The 18,714-nt window shown below is 69.4% G+C and carries 18 protein-coding genes; 8 read left to right on the top strand and 10 right to left on the bottom strand.

Going from position 1 to position 18,714, the window contains the following annotated elements; genetic code table 11:
• Positions 1-69: 69 nt before the first annotated feature.
• The gene (locus MKK65_RS04255; protein WP_243955618.1) at positions 70-1,317 is read left to right on the top strand and encodes an Hsp70 family protein; all 1,248 of its coding nucleotides are present in this window, start codon (positions 70-72) and stop codon (positions 1,315-1,317) included.
• Positions 1,318-1,324: 7 nt separating this feature from the next.
• On the opposite strand, the gene MKK65_RS04250 is transcribed toward MKK65_RS04255, so the two are convergent.
• Both MKK65_RS04250 and MKK65_RS04245 read right to left on the bottom strand, forming a co-directional pair.
• Positions 1,325-1,768, bottom strand: a complete 444-nt coding sequence (locus tag MKK65_RS04250) for a type II toxin-antitoxin system VapC family toxin (RefSeq protein WP_243955616.1) — start codon at positions 1,766-1,768, stop codon at positions 1,325-1,327.
• Positions 1,765-2,019 (bottom strand): type II toxin-antitoxin system Phd/YefM family antitoxin, encoded by a 255-nt coding sequence (locus MKK65_RS04245; protein ID WP_243955614.1) that lies wholly within the window; start codon positions 2,017-2,019, stop codon positions 1,765-1,767. Before MKK65_RS04245 ends, MKK65_RS04250 begins: the two co-directional genes overlap by 4 nt.
• Before the next feature lie 259 nt (positions 2,020-2,278).
• On the opposite strand from MKK65_RS04245, the gene MKK65_RS04240 reads away from it, so the two are divergent.
• The 3 genes from MKK65_RS04240 to dksA all read left to right on the top strand — a co-directional run bounded on the left by MKK65_RS04240 (position 2,279) and on the right by dksA (position 5,261).
• Positions 2,279-3,652: an MBOAT family O-acyltransferase gene (locus MKK65_RS04240; RefSeq protein WP_243955612.1), complete on the top strand. Its 1,374-nt coding sequence runs from the start codon at positions 2,279-2,281 to the stop codon at positions 3,650-3,652.
• Positions 3,653-3,654: 2 nt separating this feature from the next.
• The gene (locus MKK65_RS04235) at positions 3,655-4,671 is read left to right on the top strand and encodes a hypothetical protein (protein ID WP_243955610.1); all 1,017 of its coding nucleotides are present in this window, start codon (positions 3,655-3,657) and stop codon (positions 4,669-4,671) included.
• A 170-nt stretch (positions 4,672-4,841) separates the two neighbouring features.
• Positions 4,842-5,261, top strand: a complete 420-nt coding sequence (dksA, locus tag MKK65_RS04230; RefSeq protein WP_050733124.1) for an RNA polymerase-binding protein DksA — start codon at positions 4,842-4,844, stop codon at positions 5,259-5,261.
• A gap of 177 nt (positions 5,262-5,438) precedes the next feature.
• Here dksA and MKK65_RS04225 read toward each other — a convergent pair whose 3' ends face one another.
• From MKK65_RS04225 to MKK65_RS04215, 3 genes are read right to left on the bottom strand one after another with little or no spacing between them, the layout of a single operon-like run.
• The gene (locus MKK65_RS04225) at positions 5,439-7,157 is read right to left on the bottom strand and encodes a pilus assembly protein (RefSeq protein WP_243955609.1); all 1,719 of its coding nucleotides are present in this window, start codon (positions 7,155-7,157) and stop codon (positions 5,439-5,441) included.
• The gene (locus tag MKK65_RS04220; RefSeq protein ID WP_058193451.1) at positions 7,141-7,788 is read right to left on the bottom strand and encodes a TadE/TadG family type IV pilus assembly protein; all 648 of its coding nucleotides are present in this window, start codon (positions 7,786-7,788) and stop codon (positions 7,141-7,143) included. The genes MKK65_RS04225 and MKK65_RS04220 overlap by 17 nt, the downstream gene beginning before the upstream one ends.
• Positions 7,782-8,321, bottom strand: coding sequence for a TadE/TadG family type IV pilus assembly protein (locus tag MKK65_RS04215; protein WP_058193450.1), 540 nt, complete (start codon positions 8,319-8,321; stop codon positions 7,782-7,784). The genes MKK65_RS04220 and MKK65_RS04215 overlap by 7 nt, the downstream gene beginning before the upstream one ends.
• A gap of 349 nt (positions 8,322-8,670) precedes the next feature.
• On the opposite strand from MKK65_RS04215, the gene MKK65_RS04210 reads away from it, so the two are divergent.
• Both MKK65_RS04210 and MKK65_RS04205 read left to right on the top strand, forming a co-directional pair.
• On the top strand, positions 8,671-9,045 hold the full coding sequence (locus MKK65_RS04210) for a collagen-like protein (RefSeq protein ID WP_243955705.1): 375 nt from the start codon (positions 8,671-8,673) through the stop codon (positions 9,043-9,045).
• The gene (locus tag MKK65_RS04205) at positions 9,042-9,512 is read left to right on the top strand and encodes a hypothetical protein (protein WP_243955607.1); all 471 of its coding nucleotides are present in this window, start codon (positions 9,042-9,044) and stop codon (positions 9,510-9,512) included. The genes MKK65_RS04210 and MKK65_RS04205 overlap by 4 nt, the downstream gene beginning before the upstream one ends.
• A 3-nt stretch (positions 9,513-9,515) precedes the next feature.
• Here the strand turns inward: MKK65_RS04205 and MKK65_RS04200 are convergent, their stop codons facing one another.
• On the bottom strand, positions 9,516-10,787 hold the full coding sequence (locus MKK65_RS04200) for an NAD(P)/FAD-dependent oxidoreductase (protein WP_243955605.1): 1,272 nt from the start codon (positions 10,785-10,787) through the stop codon (positions 9,516-9,518).
• Positions 10,788-10,946: 159 nt separating this feature from the next.
• Between MKK65_RS04200 and gltX the strand changes: the two genes are divergently transcribed.
• Positions 10,947-12,287, top strand: a complete 1,341-nt coding sequence (gltX, locus tag MKK65_RS04195; protein ID WP_243955603.1) for a glutamate--tRNA ligase — start codon at positions 10,947-10,949, stop codon at positions 12,285-12,287.
• A 237-nt stretch (positions 12,288-12,524) separates the two neighbouring features.
• Here gltX and MKK65_RS04190 read toward each other — a convergent pair whose 3' ends face one another.
• The 3 genes from MKK65_RS04190 to MKK65_RS04180 form a co-directional block, all read right to left on the bottom strand.
• On the bottom strand, positions 12,525-13,292 hold the full coding sequence (locus MKK65_RS04190; RefSeq protein ID WP_243955601.1) for a class I SAM-dependent methyltransferase: 768 nt from the start codon (positions 13,290-13,292) through the stop codon (positions 12,525-12,527).
• A 15-nt stretch (positions 13,293-13,307) separates the two neighbouring features.
• Positions 13,308-14,543: an MFS transporter gene (locus tag MKK65_RS04185; protein WP_409565362.1), complete on the bottom strand. Its 1,236-nt coding sequence runs from the start codon at positions 14,541-14,543 to the stop codon at positions 13,308-13,310.
• 116 nt (positions 14,544-14,659) lie between these two features.
• Positions 14,660-15,256 (bottom strand): TetR/AcrR family transcriptional regulator, encoded by a 597-nt coding sequence (locus tag MKK65_RS04180; protein WP_243955599.1) that lies wholly within the window; start codon positions 15,254-15,256, stop codon positions 14,660-14,662.
• A gap of 136 nt (positions 15,257-15,392) precedes the next feature.
• Between MKK65_RS04180 and MKK65_RS04175 the strand changes: the two genes are divergently transcribed.
• Complete coding sequence (locus MKK65_RS04175) at positions 15,393-16,574, top strand: MFS transporter (protein ID WP_243955598.1); 1,182 nt, start codon at positions 15,393-15,395, stop codon at positions 16,572-16,574.
• A 9-nt stretch (positions 16,575-16,583) separates the two neighbouring features.
• On the opposite strand, the gene MKK65_RS04170 is transcribed toward MKK65_RS04175, so the two are convergent.
• Complete coding sequence (locus MKK65_RS04170) at positions 16,584-18,494, bottom strand: OmpA family protein (protein WP_409565365.1); 1,911 nt, start codon at positions 18,492-18,494, stop codon at positions 16,584-16,586.
• Between the last annotated feature and the right edge of the window lie 220 nt (positions 18,495-18,714).

Below are 18,714 nucleotides of genomic sequence, written 5' to 3'. Positions count from 1 at the left end.
CGCTGGACCCGAAGGCCGCCGCCCTGTAGGGGCCGCCCCTTCCTGAAAACAAACCGGATCCCCACCACGATGGCGGCCTGCGGCCTCGATTTCGGCACGTCGAACACCACCCTGGGGCATCTCGCGGCGGCGGGACCGGCCCTGCTGCCCCTGGAGGGCACGCACCGGACCATCCCGAGCGCGATTTTCTTCGAGCCGGGCGAGGCGCCGCTGATCGGCCGGGCCGCCACCGCGGCCTATGTCGACGGCCATGCCGGCCGGCTGATGCGCGGCCTCAAATCCGTGCTCGGCACGCCGCTCATGGACGAGGCGACACCGGTCGGTCGGGAGCGCCTGCGCTTGCGCGACGTGATCGCTCGGTACCTGTCGGCCGTGAAGGCGCGGGCCGAGGCGGCCTGCGGACAGTCCCTCGACACCGTGGTCCATGGCCGGCCGGTGCATTTCGTCGATGGCGACGCGGAGGCCGACCGGCGGGCGGAGGACACGCTCCGGGACATCGCCCGGGACGTCGGGTTTCGGGAGGTGTCGTTCCAGTACGAGCCGATCGCCGCAGCCCTCGATTACGAGCGTCAGGTCCGCTCGGAGGAGATCGCGCTGATCGCCGATATCGGCGGCGGCACCTCGGACTTTTCCATCGTGCGCCTCTCGCCCGAGCGGCGGGGCCGCCCGGACCGGGCCGGCGACATCCTGGCCAATGACGGCGTGCGGATCGGCGGCACCGATTTCGACCGGCAGCTCAGCCTTGGCACGGTGATGCCGCTGCTCGGCCTCGGCAGCCCGATGCGGCGCGGCGACCTCGCGGTGCCCAACGCCTATTATCACGACCTCGCCACCTGGTCGGCGATCAACCGCCTCTACAATGCGAAGACGCTGCGTGAGATCGACGAGGTGATCCGCGATTGCGCTAAGCCCGACCTCGTCGCGCGCCTGCGCGCGGCGGTGGAGGGCGAGCGCGGCCACGCTTTGGCCGGGGCCGTCGAGGGCGCCAAGATCGCCGCCTCCGAGGCCGGCGCGACCGCTCTCGACCTCGGCCTGATCGAGCCGGGGCTGGCGGCCGAAGTGAGCCGCGACACCCTCTCGACGCAGACCGGCGACCTCGCCCGGTCGGTCGCTGCCCGCATCGCCCGCTGCCTCGCCCAGGCCGAGCTCGGGCCGGAGCGGATCGACGCCATGTTCCTCACCGGCGGCTCCACCGGCCTGCCGCACCTGCGCGCCGCGCTCACCGCCGCCCTGCCCGCGGCCCGGGTGGTGGAAGGCGACACGTTCGGGTCGGTGGGGCTGGGCCTGACCATCGAGGCGGGGCGGCGGGCGGAGTGAGCGTCAGTCAGTCACCCGAGACCGGCGGTCGGGTGGTCCAGGGATCGAGGATCCGCACCCCTGTCGGGACAAAATCCGCGACGTTGCGGGTGACCACCGTCATCGCATGCACCAGCGCCGTGGCGGCGATGAGCGAATCCCGTTCGGGGCGCGGTTTCGGGACGTGGAGGCCTGCGCAGCGCAGGGCCACAACCGTGTCGACGGGCAGGATCCGCCCGGAGAATTCCGGCAGGACCTGTTCGTTCATCCAGGCGCGCAGATGCGCGCCTTGGGCCGGGTCGCGCCGCTCGGCCAAGCGGATGCCGAGGTCCAGCTCCATCACGGTGATCGCCGACAGGTAGAAGCGATCCGCATCCTCGGCCGAAAGCCAGCGCACCACGTTGGGATCCGCCCGGCCGTCACCGACCTTGCGCAGTTCGGACACGACGTTCGTGTCCAGCAGGAACGTCACGATAGATCCACCGGCCGCGGCAGGTCGCTGGCCTTGGGGATATCCAGCGCTATCTCCGAGAGCCCGGGCTTCGACAGCGCCTCGACGAGGCTGCCGCGCTGCCCCGTGAGCCGCCGATACTCCTCGATGCTCAAGAGCACCTGCACAGGCTCGCCGCGCCGCGTGATGAAGACGGGGCCGTGCTCGGCGGCTTTCTGCGCCTGGTTGGCGTTCTGCTGGAACGCGCGACTGGACAGGGTGGTGACGGTCATGGCCGGCCCTCCTGAGCGACCGCAATGTTGATACGTTAGAACTCAGGGAAACGACGGGCAATCCGGACCGTGCCGCAGCGGCTCTGGTCCCACACCTTGATCCCGCTTCATGAGTGGAGCTCCGCGGCATCCACCTGCAATCCACGCCCACGGCCCAAAACCTCGCGATTGACGGGCCCGCCGCGATCCCCGACAAGGCGGGCGCCTCGCGCCCGGAGAGACCGGCGGCCCATCCTTCCCCTCCGCGCCGCCCCGCCCGATGCTGTTCAACTCCTTCGTCTTCCTCCTCGCCTTCCTGCCGGCCGCGCTGATCCTGCACGCGCTGGTGGCGCGCGCAGCCCCGGCCTGGCGGCTGCCGCTGCTCGTCGTCCTGTCCTTCGTGTTCTACGGCCGGTGGGATGTCCGGTTCGTGCCGCTGCTCGCCGGCTCGATCCTGGCGAACTGGTGCGTGGCCCGCCTCTACCGGCGCCAGCCCGGGCGCTGGCTGATCCCGGGGGCGATCGCCGCCAACCTCGCCCTGCTCGGGCTGTTCAAGTACTTCGACTTCTTCGCCGACCTCGCCAACCTGATCCCGGGGCTGGAGGCGCCGCGGCTCGGGCTGGCCCTGCCGCTTGGCATCTCGTTCTTCACCTTCCACCACATCATGTATCTCGCCGACCTGCGGGCCGGCCGGGCGCCGGCCTTCGGGCTGACCAAGTACGCCCTCTACATCGCCTTCTTCCCGCAGGTTCTCGCCGGCCCGCTCGTGCGCTGGAGCGAGATCATGCACCAGTTCGACGAGCAACCCTACGCGCGGCCCGACGCCGCCGAGCGCTTCGCTCGCGGTTTGATGCTGCTCACGGTGGGTCTCGCCAAGAAGGTGTTCCTGGGCGATCCGCTCGCGGCTTACGTGAACCCGGTGTTCCAGGCGGCCGCCACCGGCAAGGTCATCACCGTCGCGGAGGCGTGGCAGGCGACGCTCGGCTTCACCTTCCAGATCTATTTCGACTTCTCCGGCTACACCGACATGGCGCTCGGCATCGCGCTGCTGTTCGGGCTGGTCCTGCCGCAGAATTTCGACGCGCCGTATCGCGCCACGTCGCTGCGCGAATTCTGGCGGCGCTGGCACATGACCCTGTCGCGGTTCCTGCGCGACTACCTCTACATCCCCATGGGCGGGAACCGGCGCGGCTTGCCCCGGCAAGTCGGGGCGCTCGCCGCCACCATGACGCTCGGCGGTCTCTGGCACGGGGCGGGGCTGACCTTCCTGGCCTGGGGCGCCCTTCACGGGCTCGGCCTCGGTGCCGGGGTCCTGGCGCGTCGCGCTCGGATCGCGATCCCGGCGCCCGTCGGCTGGGTGCTCACCAGCCTGTTCGTGCTGCTGACCTGGGTGCTGTTCCGGGCTGCCAGCTTCGACGCGGCGCTGCTGATCTTCAAGGGCCTGTTCGGCCTCGCGCCCCACGGTTCGGGCTTCAAGTGGCGCACCATCGCGGTCGCGGCTCTGGTCGCCACGGTGGGCCCGACCGCCTGGGTGGCGGTCCACCGCCTGCCGCCTCGGCGCGCCCTCGCTTTCGGCTTCGCGCTCCTGTTCGTCGTTGTCCTCCTCAAGATCGGGGACGATGCGAACTACGAGTTCATCTACTTCCAGTTCTGAGGATGGCGCTCGCTCACCCCCCACAGGACCGGGCCTGGCGCGCTTTCGTCCGCACCGTGCTGCTGGCGATGGCCGGGCTGTTCGCGGCCTATCTCGCGCTGGCGGTCCTGGTCGATCCCTACGACACCGGCCGGTCGACCCTGCTGTCCCGCGGTGCCGTGCGCCCCCAGGGCCCGCGCACCGCCTCGGCACTGCGCGGCCGCGACCCGGCCTATGCCGGCGCGGTCATCGGCAATTCGCATATTCAGCTGATCGAGCCGGCGGCGCTGACCCGGCTGACCGGCATCCCGTTCGTGCAGCTCTCGGTGCCGGCCACCGGGCCGTCCGAACAATTCGCTCTCCTCGACTGGTATCTGAAGCACCATGCCCGGCCCGAGGCGATCGTGCTGTCGGCCGACGCGTTCTGGTGCTCGGACGACCCGAGCTTCCCCAGCGAACACGGCTTTCCGTACTGGCTGGTCGGCGACTGGCCCGCCTATCTCAAGGGTCTGCTCCGCTTCACGGCTGCGCAAGAGACGATCAACCGCGTCGGCTGGCTCCTGAACCCGCGCCGCAAGCAGGCTGCCTCCGACGGCTGGTGGGATTACGAGTCGAATTATCTCAGCCAGGGTTTCGGCCGCGATCCGGCTAAGAAGGCGGCGCTCGAACGGCCCGTCGGCCCCGAGACCGAGCCACATCACGGCGGCCCGTTCCCGGTAGGCGAGCGCTTGCGGGCCGAACTTGCACTGGTCCCGGCCCAGACCGCCATCGTGCTGGTGTTTCCACCGGTCTACGCCCGTTCCGAGCCGCCGGCTGGCAGTCCTCGGGCAGTGGCCGAAGCAGCCTGCCGCGCCGAGGTGCGTGCAGCGCTCGGCGTTCATCCGCGGAATACGATCATCGAGGGACGGAACGGACGCCCGGAGGCGGCCAATCCCGATCTGTTTTTTGACCAGACCCATTATCGGCTGCCGCTCGCTCGGTCGTTGACCGATGAGATCGCCGCCGCGATTGTACGGTTACGGACGCCGGCTGCCGAATAAGACCTGGACCGTGGCTTGTTTGTCGCACGTGCCGACGCATTCGAAACAAGATCCAAGCCCTGCAACGCTGCGCGTTGTCGCGATTAAGCACCTCGACTATACGGCACCTCACGTTATCGCCGCGCACCGGCCATCCCCTGGTGGGCGGTATGATCCAGCGAGGGTGACGCATGGCGAAGGTGACGCTGGAGGACGGCTACGTCCCGTCCGACGACGAGCCCTTCATGAATGACCGGCAGCGCGAATATTTTCGGCGCAAGCTGCTGAGCTGGAAGAGCGACATCCTGCGCGAGGCGCAGGACACGCTGGTCGCGTTGCAGAGTGAGAACGAGAACCATCCCGATCTCGCCGACCGCGCCTCCTCGGAGACCGACCGGGCGATCGAGCTGCGTGCCCGTGACCGCCAGCGCAAGCTCACCGGCAAGATCGATGCGGCCCTGGCCCGCCTCGAGGACGGCTCCTACGGCTTCTGCGAGGAGACCGGTGAGCCGATCTCGCTGCGCCGCCTCGACGCCCGGCCGATCGCGACCCTGTCGCTGGAAGCCCAGGAGCGGCACGAGCGGCGGGAGAAGGTCTACCGGGACGATTGACGCGCGGTGCAGTCAAAGCGGCTCGCTCGATCGCGACTCGTCGCGCAGGTCATCACGAGCGATGCGGCTCGGTGACAGGTGCGATCTCCGAACGTGACGGAGCCTCAGGTTGGTTCGCTGCGCTCGCCATGAAAGATGTGGCGGGTGCCCCGGCGGAGCAACATCCCGCCGCGTCGTCTACTGCGTCAACCGCAATGCGCCAATGCTCGCCTGGATCTGCCTGAACGCCTTGATCAGGTCGTCCGAGTTGTTGGCCAAGTAGAACTGTCCCGGATTCGTGGCACAGTTCCTCAGCAGCGTCTGCCCCGCCGAGTCGATCGGGTCGGACGGGACGCTGAAGCCGATCGTGTAGATCGAGATGTTCACGTCTTTCGCGTTCTTGCAGGCGGCCGCGGTCAACGCGTCCAGCGCATTACGGGCGCTGGCGGCGTCCGAGACGTTCTGGTTGGTGTTGGGCAGACGGGGATTCGGGTTGCTTCCGTTGGCGTTCTGGAAGTAGCCGGCCGCGAAATAGAGCGAACCATTCGGGGAGTTCGGATTGGGCGTCCAGCTGTTCGTGCCGTCGGTCATCAAGATGATGATCTTGTTGATCGTGGTCGCGTTCGAACTGTCGGCGCTCGACGCATAGGCCGCGGGCGGGTTCGTATCGGTGAAGACGCTCTTCGGCGAGAGGGTCCGCCACCCCCACATGAAGCCCTCATGGATGTTGGTCGCCCCCAGCGGCGCCATCTTGCCGATCAGTGTCTTGAGCGCGCTGGTGTTGTTCGTCAGCCTCAGAAGCGGCTGGGTCGTGCACCCGAAATTCGGCCCGTTGGGGATGCCGGTTGAGGAATTCTGCGAAGTCGGGGCAGCGTTCTGCGGCCGGACATATTTGCACGCCTGGCCCTCGGCGGTGTTGAACGGTGTCCCGTAAGGGAGCGCCGGGCAATTGCCGTTGTCGTCGTCGATGTAGCTATTGAAGCTGTAATACGTCGTGTTCCGGTTTATCGAATAGGCCGAATAGCTCGTGCTGGCATCGCCGGGCTCGTCTGGGGCGAGAAGCGGTAAGAAGTAAGAATCCCGGTTGGATGGCGCCGGTGCTCCGTCTTGGACGTTGAGCGGGTAAGGCAGCGTTTCCAGGCAGCCGCCCCAGCCCCAGCCGGAATAGACACCCTGAAGCTTGCTGAAGATGTCGAACCGGTTCTTGAACCCGGAACCGCCGGCCTGAAGCACGTTGGTCCAGTGGTAGCTCGACACGGCATTCTGGTCGATCCAGCTTGCATACCGATAGGTCGATGGATCGACCGCCACGGCGCCGGCGAACGGCACGATCGAGATACGAGTCGCGCTGGAGAAAGCCGCGTCGGTGTAAACGGAGTTGACGAAGTTCGTCGCGGCCGTCTGCACCGCCTGGAGCTTGGACTGACCGCCGCTCGACGCCGCCATCGACCCGGTATTGTCGAGCACCAGCGCGATCTCGAAGGTCTTGGGCAGGGGCGTGGCGCATTGCGCGGCCGACCCGGGATTGATGCGGGTCGTTCCCGTGAACTTGCCGAAGAAGGCTGTCGAGAGCTTGCGGGCTCTCAGAGTGATCTGTCGCGGGTTGTTGGTGATGACCAACGGGTCGACCACGAGGTTTCCCGCCCCCATGGCACCGGTCATCGCGGTTTGCGCCAGCAGGTTGAGGTCGGCATTCGAGGTGGTCAGCGGGGTTTGGCACAGGAGCAGCGCCGTGGCATCGGTCGCGGCCTGCAGCTTGGTCTCGAGCCGGGTCGCGAAGCCGTAATCGACCGCTGCGCCTGTCAGCATCAGCATCGGCACGCTCAAGAAGGCGAACAGGACCGCGACGTTGCCGCCGCGTCCCCGCGCAAAGCCGAACCGCCCGGGCGGGCGGGCGCGATCAGAGCGTCGGGGCATCGCATGCCTTCTGGGTGGTGTCCGGCAGAATGACCTCGGTGTAGGTATTCGAACCGTAGGTGCTGCCGCCTCGGGTCGGCCACGGAACGGCCGTGGAGAAGGTGATCTGGTTGCCGACGCCCTTGACCAGCTTCACCAGCGCACTGCCGATCATCGGGGTGTAGCTGATGCTGACCTCGGCCAGAACGTAGCGCATGCCCGAGGTCTGGTAGCCCGCAGGGACGACAAGGTCGGTGGCGGTGCCGAGGGCCCGGGGCTTGGCGTTGGCGTTGGCGACGCTGGAGCAGACCTGCGGAAACAGATTCGCTTTCTTCAGGTCGACGCCCATCGCACTGACCACGATCTGCACGTTCGTCGTGTCGAACGGGCGCATCACCTTCGCGGCGGAGGTGACGATGTCGTTCATCAGCGTCGTGTCGATCGGATTTTGGGCGTCGCCCTGCGCGGTGAGATCGGCCACGGTGCGGGCCAGCAGAGTCAGTTTGCGCCACTCGTCGATGGCGTGGGCGATCTCGGTCATGCCGGCCCAGATCGCCAGCAGCACCGGCAGGATCACGGCGAATTCGACGATCGCGCTGGCGCGTCGATCCCGCCGCAGACGCGCCGCTTTGCGGAGGATGCGCCTCAGCACGGACTCCCCCCGGCGCTCTGGTAGGGCTCGGTGCGGAAGACCGCCGTCGAGGTGAGCAGGCTGGAGCCGGCCCCGGCGCCTGTGGTGAATTTTTTCGTGTTCAGACCCATCAGGTTGAATAGGGTCGGGAACTGGACCGCAGCAGTCACGACCACGATCGTGCCCGGCTTGGCGCAGGCGTAGTTCGTTCCGAAATCGGTGTTCCAAGTCCCCGTGGTGGCATTCACGGGCGTCGAGGCGCTGGCCCCGGCGAACGTCCCGGCGGTTGCGACGTCGATCTTGACGCTTTGGCAATTGAAGATCGTGGGAACGACGGCGTTGCCGCTACCGCACATCGTCGTCTTCAGCGAAGCGAGCAGGGTCGCAGCGTCGGTCTGCCCGGCATTGGCGAGCTGGAACTGCCCGGTGAAGATCGTTCGAACGGCATTCTGAAGGGCGCGATCGAAATTCTGGGTGGCCCAGATCTGAAACGCAATCTGGAACACCGCGCCGACGAGCGCCAGGAACGGCAGCGCCACCAGGGCGAATTCCACCGCGGCCGCCCCACTCGCATCCCGCCGCAAACGGGCCAGGAGGCAACTTGAGGTCGGCGTCGCTGTTAAAAATATTTGTACTGGTCGCGCCATGACTCGAATTGCCGTCTGAAGACAAGCATCGATGCTGATTTGCGGCTAATCGTTTTCGAAAAGCTTAAACGGATCCGCAAGATCGGACTCGATCGCTTAATTCTACTTTAGATTGCATGCGTGGGGCGGTGCTCGTTTGTTTCGGCGGGGCGGCGTCATTGACGGCCGGCCCCCCGGCGCCACTTCGTCGGTGGCATCCCGGCCGGAGAATCGTATGCGAATTTCGAGGACCGCCGCGTTTGCGTGTGGACTGATCATGGCCCTCGCGCTCGCCGGCTGCGAGGCGCCGAAACCGGGACCCGCGGGGCCTCCGGGGCCGAAGGGCGATCAGGGCCCGGCCGGTCCGCAGGGGGCGCCGGGCCTCAACGGTGCGACCGGGGAGCGGGGCCCCGCCGGGGATCGGGGTCCGGCGGGCGTGGCCGGACCGACGGGGCCGGCGATGAACACGTTGGTTCGGCTCGACGTGGCCTGCCACCGCGACGAGGAACTGATCGGTGCCTATTGCCAGGGCATGGCGGTTGTGCCGTCCGTGACCGTCACCGACGGCGTCTCCACGGTCGGCTGCCTCGATATGACCGCCAAGGCCGCCAAGGATGCGAAACCGGTCGCCGTCTGCATGAGGAAGCCGTGAGACGTCTCGCCCCCGCGCTTGTTGCCGCCGTGGTCACGTCGGGAGTGCACGCACAGCCCTTCCTGCCCACCGAGCGGGCCGCGATCGAGCTCGTGCGCAGCCGACATACGGACAGCCTCGCCACGGTGGATGGCACGCTCGCCTATGCCGAGCGCGTCACCGATGGCGCCTTCACGCGCGGCGGCTACCGGGTCGTGCGCCGCCCCGGCGAGCCCTTCGCCCGGGTGCAGATCTGCTATCGGCTGGGTATCGATCGGCCGACCTGCGGCCTCGCTTACCTCGTGACCGTCAATCCGCCCCATGTCGAGCCAGCCGAACGCTACGACGGCCTGGCCCGAGACCTCGAACACGGCCCCCGGGCCTTTCTCAGGGCGCTCGCCCGCGAGGCCGATCTCCAGCATCAGCCGGCGATCCTGCGGCGGATCGAGGTCGCGTTGGAGCCCTTCAACCCCTACGACTGGCGCTGAACGTCATATCAACCGCGGCCAGCGCAGCAGGCGCTCGGGCGCGAAGGCCGCCACCGGCACCGCCGGGGTTCGACCGGTGGCGAGGTCGGCCACGATCTCACCGGTGATGGGGCCCGTCGACAGGCCGATATGACCGTGTCCGAAGGCGAACAGCAGGCCCTTGTGCCGGGGCGCCAAGCCGATCACCGGCATACCGTCGGGGGTGGATGGGCGCGAGCCGAGCCAGGGCTCGTTGTCGAGGGGCCCACCCAGCCGCAGGGTCTCGGCGGCCTCGCGGGAAGCCGCCTCGATCTGGGTGTGGTCGGGTTCGGCGTGGCGGGCGTTGAGCTCGACGCCGGAGAGCACCCGCACCCGATGGTCACCCATCGGCGAAAGGATCGAGCCGGCGCCGGTATCGAGCACCGGCCGGGTCAGGGGTGGGCTGTCCGGGTGCAGGGCATAGTGCCGGTGATAGCCGCGCTCGGCCGCCACCGCGAAGCGGTAGCCAAGGGTCTCGGCGATCGCCCCCGAGGCGGCGCCCGCCGCCAGGACCACCTGCCTAGCCTGGACCGAACCCGTCTCGTGGACGACGTGCCAGTTATCCGCCACCGGCGCCAGCCGTTCGACGCTGCCGCGCAGACGCCGCCCGCCCAGGCCCGCGAACAGCGCTTCGCAGGCTTCGACCAGGCGCCCGGGCTCGCGCACCGAGCCGGTCTCGGTGAGCAGCATCGCCCGCGCGTAGGGGCGCACCAGCGCCGGCTCCAGATCGCGGATGCCCGCCGTATCGAGAAGGTCGAACACGACGCCGTGCCCGGACAGAATCTCCCGCTCCAGGGCGGCGGCCTTGAAGGCGGCGTCGGTGCGGTAGGCCTTGAGCCAGCCGGTCCGCTGCAGCCGATCGCTGGTGCCGGCCCGGGTGGCGAGGCGTTCATGGGCCGGGTAGGCGGCGCTGGTCAGGGGCAGCAGAGCGGCGGCGGCACGGCGCCAGCGCGAGGCTCGGGCGCTCGCCAGGAAATGCGCCGTATAGGGGATGATCCGCGGCAGATGCGTGTAGCGCAGGCGCAGGCCACTGTCGGCATTGCGCAGGTAGGCCGGAAGCTTGCCCCACAGGGCGGGGCTCGACATCGGCAGGATCGAGCCGCGGCTGACGACACCCGCATTGCCGTAGGAGGTCCGGGCACGGGCCTCGCCGGGATCGCACAGGACCACGTCGAGGCCGCGATCCTTGAGCGCGATGGCGCACGACAGCCCGACCATTCCGCCGCCTATCACCACGATATCGGCTTTCTCGTCCATCCCGCTCACCCCGACCCACGCCGACCCACGCCAAGCGTGGCCTTCTGACGGGTTTTCCCGGCCCTGGGTAGCGCGCTGGCGCATGGGTTGCGGTGGTTCGCGCCACCCATGCGCGAAGGGACGCGCAAAAACCGCCGCAGATCGGTTACAGAGCGGATCATGACGCTCGTCCGCTTCGCTCCCTCGCCCACCGGCTACCTGCATATCGGCAATGCCCGGCCGGCTTTGCTCAACGCGCTGTTCGCGCGCCGGACCGGCGGCCAGTTCCTGCTGCGCATGGATGATACGGACGCCGAGCGCTCGACCGAGACGTTCGCCGAGGCGATCCGGGAGGATCTCGCCTGGCTCGGGATCGAGCCGGACCTGTTCGCCCGCCAGAGCGACCGCAAGGCCCAGCACGACGCGGCGGCCGATCGCCTGCGCGCGGCCGGGCGGCTCTATCCCTGCTATGAGACCCAGGAGGAGCTGGAGCGACGGCGCAAGCGCCAGCTCGGCCGCGGCCAGCCACCGATCTACGACCGGGCGGCGTTGCAGCTCACCGCCGAGGAGCGCGCCGCCCTCGAAGCCGAAGGCCGCCGGCCGCATTGGCGCTTCCTGCTGGACGCGCGCACGGTGAGCTGGGACGACCTCGTGCGCGGGCCAGCCCATGTCGATTGCGCGTCGCTGTCGGACCCGGTGCTGATCCGTGCCGACGGCAGCTACCTCTACACGTTGCCCTCGGTGGTGGACGATGCCGATCTGGGCATCACCCACGTGATCCGCGGTGAGGACCACGTCACCAATACCGGCGTGCAGGTGCAGATCTTCGAGGCGCTGAGCGCCACTGTCCCGGTCTTCGGCCATCACAACCTGCTCACCACCGCGGACGGGGAGGGGCTGTCGAAGCGGCTCGGCCACCTGTCGCTGCGTGGCCTGCGCGAGGCCGGCTATGAGCCGGCGGCCGTGCGCTCGCTGGCAGTGCTCACGGGTTCTGCCGAATCGGTGCGGGCGGTGCGGGATCTCGACACCCTGGCGAGCCTTGTGGATCTCGGTGAGATCTCCCGCGCACCGGCCCGGTTCGACCCCACGGAGCTCGACGGGCTCAACGCAAGGCTCGTCCATGCCATGCCGTATCCGGAGGTCGCCCCGCGTCTGGCCGATCTCGGCATCCCCGCTGAAAATGCGGAAGCGTTCTGGCGTGCCGTGCAGCCCAATCTCGGCCGGGTCTCGGAGGCGCGGGACTGGTGGCAGGTCGTGGCCGGTCCGATCACACCGGTGATCACCGAGGAGTCCGTGATCGCTGCGGCCCGAGAATGCCTGCCGCCGGAGCCGTTCGGCCCCGAGACCTGGAAGGCCTGGACCACGGAAATCCGCACCCGCACCGGCGCCAAGGGCAGGGGCCTGTTCATGCCGATGCGCCTCGCGCTCACCGGTCTGGAGCACGGGCCGGACCTCGCCGGGCTGCTTCCGCTGATCGGCCGCGACCGGGCGGCGCGGCGGCTCGCGGGTGAGGCGGCCTAGCGACGGCTCCGCCTCGTCGAGCCGCGTCGCCGGAAGCTGGTCGACGCGGCGGCCGTCGAGATCCACCACCTCGAAGCGCCAGCCGGCGATCTCGCGTCCCCCCGGTCTTCGGCCTCTCGTCTCCGGTGACGGCGTTCGCGCTCTCGGTCTCCTGGCTGATCACGCGCAACGCCGCTCGGGGCCCGGGCCTGGACCATTCGACGGCCAAACCTCTGACGACGCTTCAGGCACGGCGCTTCACAGCGGGCGGGCCTCGATCAGCACGGAATCGAGCAGAAAGCTGCCATCGGCCTCGATCATGAAATGTGCGGTCACCTCGACCGGCGCCGCGGCCTGGAGGGCGCGGATCGCCGCTGTGTTGACCTCCGGTGTCCGCATCCGGGCGATCCAGCTCGCGAACTCCATACGCGGCCGGTACGCGGCAGTGTCGCCGGGGATGAAACCGGCCGTCTCCAGCATGCGGCGCCATTCCGAGACGCGGTAGTCACGCACGTGGGAGGGGTCGCGCAGCAGCTCCACCGCCTGCAGATGCGTGTCGAGCAGCGGTTCTTCGGGGGCGACGATATCGCAAACCACCAGCAGGCCCCCCGGCTTCAGAACCCGCCGCGCCTCCGCGAGGGCGGCCGGGACGTCGCGCCAATGGTGGGCGCTGTAGCGGGTCAACACCGCGTCGAAAGCCGCATCCGGGAAGGGCAGGGCCTCGGCGGCGCCCTGGCGTGTGTCGATCCGGTCAAGGCCGCGCCGTCCGGCCTCGACGGTCACCGCCGCCAGCATCTCGTCCGAAAGGTCGTAGGCCGTGACCGCGGCGCCGGCGGCCGCTGCGGCAAAGGCGACGTGCCCGCCGCCGCAGCCGAGATCGAGCACGCGCGCGTCCGGCATCCCGCGGACCAGCGCCCCGATCCGGTCGAGGTCGGCACCGGCGGCGTGGACCACGCTCGTCACGTAGGCTGCCGCCTGCGCGCCGAACTGGTCGACGACATGGCCGGAATGGTCGCGCGCGCTCATAAGTCTTTCCTCGGCTCAGGTCGTCAGCGGCGCCAGCCGCGACAGCCGAATCGCGATGGCGAGTGCCAGACCGTAGAGGGCGCCCACGAACAGCACCACGCCGGTCCAGCCGGAATGCGCGAAGAACCAGCCGCCCGCGGTGCCGAGCACGGAGGAGCCGAGATAGTACAGGCACAGATAGATCGACGAGGCCTGCGCCCGGTCGCGCAGCGCCCGCCGGCCGACCCAGCTGCTCGCCACCGAATGCGCCCCGAAGAAGCCGATCGTCACCACCACGACGCCGCCGACGATCAGAAGGATGTTGTCGGCCGCCGTCATCAGGATCCCGGCGAGCCCGAGCCCCGTGGCGAGCCACAGCATCCGTCGCCGTCCGAAGCGGCTCGCCAGCTCGCCGGCCAGAGGACTGCTCACCATGCCGGCGATGTAGACGGAGAAGATCAGGCCGATCACCGTCTGGCTCAGCGAGAACGGCGGATCGAGCAGGCGGAAGCCGATATAATTGTAGATGCAGACGAAGCCGCCCATCAGCAGAAATGCTTCGGCGAAGAGCCAGGGCAGTCCAGCATCGTGGAAGTGGTGGCCGAAGCTGCCCGGCACGTCCCGCCAGGCCATCCGGCGAGGCACGAAATTGCGTGCGGGTGGCAGCCCGCGCCAGAACGCCAGGGCGGCAACCAGCGCCAGCGCGCCGATCGTGGCGAGACCGAACCGCCAATTCACATGGTCGGCCATCACGCCGCTGATCAACCGGCCCGACATGCCCCCCAGCGCGTTGCCGCCGACCAGGAGCCCCATCGACAACCCGATCGCCCGCCCGTCCATCTCTTCCGCGAGATAGGCCATCGCCACCGCGGGCAGACCGCTCGCGGTCAACCCGGACAGCGCCCGTAGCACCAGGAAGCCGTGCCAGCTCGGCATCAAGGCTGCCACGATCGTGAGCAAAGCCGAGGCGAACAGGGAAGCCAGCATCACCGGCTTGCGCCCCCAGATCTCCGAGAGCGGGCTCACCACCAGCAGGGCTACGGCCAGCAGCCCGCAGGGCAGGGACAGCGCAAGGCTGCTCTCGGCCGGCGAGACACCGAATTCATCCGAAAAGATCGGCAGCAGGGGCTGCACGGCGTAGAGCACCGCGAAGGTCGAGAACCCCGCGGCGGCCAGCGCCAGAGCCGTCCGACGGAAGACCGGCGTACCCGACCGGATCAGCCGCTCATTGCCTTCGCTCTCCATCACCGTCCCGCGTTGCAAAAGCTTCATCCCGAAAGGTGGCTGCCGGTTTTCGGGATGAAGCGCCCTCGAAGGCCTCGTTCGGTGGTGAGGCGCGCGGTAACGAACGTCAATCGTCGGCGGAACGTCTGTGCCCTGCCGACGGATCAGCATGGATCGATGGCGCGCAACGCCGGCTCGATCAGCGCGTACAGATCGGCCCGAGTCGCCCCGTCCCGCGCCTGGAACGAGATCGCCTGCATGATCCCATGAAAGAAGGCGGCCAGACGGGGAATGTCGGTGTCCACGGGTAACTCGCCGTCTACGACGCCGCGCCGGAGCCGGGCCGCGACCAGTTCGACGGTCTTGCGTCGGGCGTTCAATAGATGTGCGCGCACCGCCTCGTTTGCCGGCAGGCAATTGACGACGCCGAGGATCAGCAGGCAGCCCCCGGGCTTCGCAGACAGTGCAACCGCGACGCTGCCTTCCAGCATCGCGCGAAGGCCGTCCCTGACTGTCGCTGCTTCTTCGAGCGCGCGCATCGGCGCCGAGCCGATCGTGGCGATGTACAGGTCGATCGCCTCGCGGAACGCGTCCTCCTTCGAGCCGAAGGCCGCATAGAAACTCGGCGGCTTCACGCCGATCGCGGCCGTCAGGTCGTTGAGTTGCGCGCCCTCGTAGCCCCTGAACCAGAACACCTGCATCAGGCGCTCCAGGGCCTGGTCGCGGTCGAAGCCGCGCGGCCGTCCTCGTGCGGAAGCCATCGCACACCTTTCTGTAGCGGAATTTATAGAACGGCTTGACCGTCCGGGGCAAGCTTGCCTACCCATTCTGTAGTCGAGTTTACAGAAATGGGGGCCGACGATGCGGGCAGCGGAGACAACAGTCGAATCACGGGACGTGACTGGCGCGGTCGAGCCCGGCGCCGCCACTGTGCCGCCCTGGGTCTATCTCCTGAGCGCGACGATCTTCGTGATCACCACGGCGGAGTTCATGGTCGCCGGGCTGATGCCGTCGCTGGCCACGGCCTTCGCGGTCTCGGTCGGCGAGATCGGCAACCTGATCGCGCTGTTCGCCCTCGGCATGACCCTCGGCGGTCCGCTGGTGATCGCCCTGCTGCTGCGGCTCGGCGTGCCCAACAAGCACGCGCTGCTGTGGCTGTTGGCCGTGTTCCTCATCGGAAGCACCCTGGCCGCCCTGGCGCCGAGCTACGTGGTGATGGCGCTCGCCCGCACCCTCCAGGGCATCACCAGCGCCGCCTGCTTCGGGATCGGACTGACACTCTGCGCCGAATCGGTCCGAGCCGACCTTCGCGGCCGCGCCGCCTCCCTGGTCCTAGCCGGGCTGACGATCTCCCCGATCGTCGGCGTGCCCGCTGCGGTGCTGATCAACGACCTGTTTGGCTGGCGCACCAGCTTCTGGCTCGTGGTCGGGCTGACGGCCCTGTGCCTCGCCGTCGTCGGATTGACGATCCCGAGGCCCAACCGCAGCACGCAGGTCGATCTGGCGTCCGGCCTGGCCGAGCTGCGCAACACCCGCCTCTGGGCCGCCTACGCGACGAGCGGCCTGATCATCGGGGCGACCTTCGCGGCCTTCAGCTACGTCACGGCCATCTTCACCGCGGTGACCGGGCTGGCGCCGCGGCTGATCCCGATCGTGCTCGCCGCCTACGGCGTCGCGACGGTGATCGGCAATCTGATCGTCGGCCGGCTGGCGGACCGCCACACGATCCCCGTCCTGGCCATCGGTCTCGTCGTCCTCGCCGCGGCCCTGGCGAGCTTCGCAGCTGTCCCGACCGATGCGGCCATCAGTATCGCCGCGTTCCTGGTGATCGGCCTGACCGGCGTCTCCCTCAACCCGGCCATGGTCGCCCGGGTGATGCGGGTCACCCATCCCGGCCCGCTGGTGAACAGCCTGCACGCCTCGGCGATTACGGCCGGTCTCGCCTTCGGCACCTGGCTCGGCGGCCTCGCGATCGACCGGGGTTACGGCTTGGCGGCCCCGCTCTGGATCGGTGCGGGCCTCGCGGGGCTGGGCCTGCTCAGCCTAGCCCCGCGCCGGGCGCGGGACCTGACGGCGTGACGGACCCGTTCAGCGCGGCGGCGGCGCGCCCTGCGCCGTCCCCTGCTGAAGCAGCGGCGTGATCCGCCGGACCGTGACGCGGCGGTTCTCCCGGGCGGCGTTCTGCGTGTTCACCTTCAGGTACTGCTCGCCATAGCCCTGGGTGGTGAGGTTCTCCGGCGGGACCTGGAACTGCTGGGTGAGCACCGTCGCCACCGACTGCGCCCGGCGGTCCGACAGGGACAGGTTGTCGATGTCGGACCCGACCGCGTCAGTGTAGCCCTCGATCAGAAAGACCTCCTGCGAGTTGGCGCGGATCGCCCGGTTGATCGCGCCTGCGATCACCGACAGCCGGGCGGCCTGGTCCGGCGTCACCGTGAACGAGCCCGTGTCGAAGGTGATCGTGTCGATGTCGACCGAGCGCATCCGGGCGCGCAGGTCCGGGCTGTAGCGGACCTGATCCAGGGTGTAGCGGCGGTCCAAGGCCACCACCGGCGGGGCCGTCAGTGCTTCGTAGACCGCACCCTCGTCCGCCTGATCGTACTCTACGACGTAGCGGTCGCGGGGGATGCGGATGTCGGGCGGCGGCAGGACGACCACGTCGTCGTAGATCGGGCGCGGCGGACCTGCGTAGCTATTGTCGATGATCACCACCTCGCGGCCGTCGCGGAAGCGGCGGTAGCGGCGCAGCATCCGGCCGTCATCGTCCGTCACGGTGACGATCTGCTCGCCGCCCGGCCGGTCGATGAAGCTGTAGTAATCCGCCCCGCGCCGCTCCGAGCGGAAGCCGCGCGGGTCGAGGTCCCGGAACCGCTCGTTCTCGTCGTGGCGGATCAGGTAACCGTCGCGGTCGCGGACGATGATCCGGCCGGGCTCTCGATAATAGGTCCGGCCGCCCTCGCTAAACTCGCGCCGGTCGCGGCGGACCTGATCGTAGTCGCGCACGTCGTCGTCTGCGCGGAAGCCGCCCGGGACGTATCCGGGCTGCCCCGGCGTGTTGAACGCGCCGCGCCCGCCCGGTCCCCCGGCGGGCGATTGACCCGGCTGCGCGCCGGGCGGCGGGGGCGGAGCGTCGGCGCCGGGCGGCGGCCCCGGCGGCTGAACGGGACGTCCCGGCACCCCCGGCGCCATGTTGGGTGGCACCGGACGAACCGGTTCCGCGCCGGGCTGCGGCTGGGCGCCCGGTTGACCGTCGAAGCGTTGGACCGGCCGGCCGGGAACCCCGGGTGCCATGTTGGGTGGAACGGGGCGGCTGGGCTCCGCGCCCGGCTGCGCCTCCGGTCGTTGAACTGGCCGGCCCGGCACGCCAGGCGCGGCGTTGGGCGGCGGCGATGCACCCGGCCCGCCTGGACGCGGGGTCGCCGGCTCGCGGTCGGGAAGGGCATCGCGGCGTTGCCCCGGTGAGGCCGGTGGGCCGCCGGGCGCTGCGCGTTCCTGCTCTGGGCCGCGGCGATTCCGATCCGGCCCGCGCGGCGGCTGGGTGGAGGCGTCGGGCGCCGACCGCTCCTGATCCGGTGCGCGGCGGTCGGGATCGGGGCCGCGCTGCGGCTGCGCGGAATTGTCAGGCGCCGCCCTCTGGGTGGGGGACGGATCGCGCTGCGCGGGCTGCCGATCGGGATTGCCCCGCTCGGTCCCGGGGCGATCGGGGGCGCGTCGCTGCTCCGGCGCGGGACGCTCGGGGGCCGCGCGTTCCTGACTCTCCGGCTGACGATCCTGGCGACGCTCTTGAGCGGGCGGGCGCGGCGCTGGCGGCTCCGGCCGGCGCTCGGCGGGACGTTCCCGCTGGGACGGTTCGGCCTGGGGTTGCCGCTGGGCCGGCGGCTCGGGACGTTCACGGGATGGCGGAGCGCGCTCCGGCCGTGGCTCCGGTCGCTCGCGCGCGGCAGGTGGCGGACCCGGAGGCGGTCCGGGGCGCTCCTGCGGCGGACGTTCCGGATGCAGGCCACCATGGGGCGGCTCGCCGCCCCCGCGCGGACCGCGTTCGTCGAGACCGCCTTGAGCCAGGACCATCCGGTCCGAGGATGAGCCGGCGGGCTGCACCAGGGCCAAGCCTGGGAGCACCGTGCCGGTGAGAAGGATCAGTCGCAGCAGCCGCATCGGGGCCTCGTATCGGATCGAGCCGACCCGAACCCCGTGTGCGGCCTATGGTTCCGTCTCGGCC

The sequence above is a fragment of the Methylobacterium sp. J-001 genome, assembly GCF_022829565.1.
Classification (GTDB): domain Bacteria; phylum Pseudomonadota; class Alphaproteobacteria; order Rhizobiales; family Beijerinckiaceae; genus Methylobacterium.
This window is presented reverse-complemented; position numbering and strand designations above follow the sequence as displayed.